This window comes from Streptomyces sp. NPDC059080, assembly GCF_042739975.1.
GTDB classification, from domain to species: Bacteria; Actinomycetota; Actinomycetes; order Streptomycetales; family Streptomycetaceae; genus Streptomyces; species Streptomyces benahoarensis.
This window is the reverse complement of sequence record NZ_JBHYGX010000051.1, coordinates 14,011-15,610: the sequence shown is the minus strand read 5'-3', so window position 1 is coordinate 15,610 and position 1,600 is coordinate 14,011. Positions and strand designations below refer to the sequence as shown.

2 protein-coding genes are annotated in these 1,600 nt (G+C 73.0%); one reads left to right on the top strand and one right to left on the bottom strand.

What is annotated here, in order from left to right:
- Nucleotides 1-200 precede the first annotated feature (200 nt).
- Nucleotides 201-764: a GNAT family N-acetyltransferase gene (locus ACFWWQ_RS26825; RefSeq protein WP_384601154.1), complete on the bottom strand. Its 564-nt coding sequence runs from the start codon at nt 762-764 to the stop codon at nt 201-203.
- A 422-nt stretch (nt 765-1,186) separates the two neighbouring features.
- On the opposite strand from ACFWWQ_RS26825, the gene ACFWWQ_RS26820 reads away from it, so the two are divergent.
- Nucleotides 1,187-1,507 (top strand): hypothetical protein, encoded by a 321-nt coding sequence (locus ACFWWQ_RS26820; protein ID WP_384601151.1) that lies wholly within the window; start codon nt 1,187-1,189, stop codon nt 1,505-1,507.
- Nucleotides 1,508-1,600: the final 93 nt, after the last annotated feature.

Sequence of the window (1,600 nt, the reverse complement as noted above, 5' to 3'; positions counted from 1 at the left end):
GCGCTAGAGGCCCGTCCCCCCCCCCCGCGTGGGGGCGCGGGGGGGGGGGTGGAGCCGCGGGCGGGGGGGGCGGGGGTGCCCCCCCACCACACCCAACGGCTTTTCTTACTCCCCCACACAACCGCTGAGGGTGTCAAGAGTGCGCCCGCCCGGTGCCACCGGCCCCCGGGGCCGGGCCCTCGCGGCCACCGGCCCCCGCCTCACACCTCGCCGGCCGGCTCCCCGGCGGTCGTCCCCCAGGCCGTCGGCTGCCCGTCCGTGGGCTCCGCCACCTCGATGACCAGCTCCGGCCGGTCCCACGGCACCGCCGGCGGCCGGGCCGGAACCACGCCCACGGACCTGGCGCCGACGCTCCGGTAGAACCCCTCAGCGGGCGGATGGGAGACCACCCGCACCCGGGCGAGACCGGCCCGGCGGGCCTCCTCCCGCAGGTGGGCGATGAGCCGCCGCCCGATGCCCAGGCCCTGTGCCTCGTCGGCGACGAACATCAGGTCCAGCTCGGGCGGATCGAGCACCAGCGCGTAGAACCCGAGCACCCGCCCACCGGCCCCGTCCGCCTGGCCCGGTTCCTCCGCGACGAAGACCCGGTGCGTCTCGATGTAGTCGGGCCCGACGCGGTACCCGGCGACCATCGACGCGTACGGGCCCTCGTACGCGCGCGATTTCCGCACCAGGCGGGTGAGGCGGCGGGCGTCCCGGGCCGTCGCCCGCCGTATGGTCACCGCGCCGGACCGCCGTCCGCCGCCCTTGTTTCCACCGCCCACCGGGCCCACTCCCCACCGCTCACTTTCGGCCTTCCGGCGTCTTCGAGCCGGTCGGGGCCGCTTCCGCCGGCCTTTCTCACAGAACCGATTCCGCCGTTCCACCGTACCGCCCCCGAACAGCGCAGGAACCGATCCGTCCAGGGCAAACCCTCACCCGTACCGACTTTCCGCGCGGCCGCCGTCCGGCGCGTTCCCCCCGAACACGTACGAAGAATTCCGACGCCGCTGAACACCCGGGCGAATACCGTCGCCGGCACTCCGCGAAAACCCCCTTACACCCCCTCCCCTCAGCAATCCGGAAATTTCCGCAAGAGGCCGGTGACCGCCATCTCGACACTCTCGGCCAAAGCCCTCGCACGCCATTCCGCGCCCCGGCCGCCGGTAGTTTCCTGGTCCCCACGAACCAACTCAGGGGGGTTTACATGACCACCGGAATCAGAGGCTGCGACAACCAGTCGAACTCCTACGTCTCCTTCGTCAACCAGGAGCACCCCGGAGACAGCACGTCGGTGAGTCCCCGGACGTACAGCGACGCGTACGCCTGGATCTCGCAGCACAAGGACAAGCCGCTCACCGTCCAGACGGGGCGGGGGCACTGCATCCTGTGGGACGACGACTGGAAGGTCAAAGGCCAGTGGGACGACGGTAACGGGGAGTTCGTCCTCGCCAATGTCGAGCACAGCCCACAGGATTACCGCATGACGGTCAGCATGACCGGCGACATCTCCCTTTCCCCGGTCTGATTCCCATCCCGCGGGGGGGGGGGGGGGCCCGCCCCCCCCCCCCCCCCCCCCCCCCCCCCCCCCCCCCCCCCCCCCCCCCCCCCCCCCCCGCCC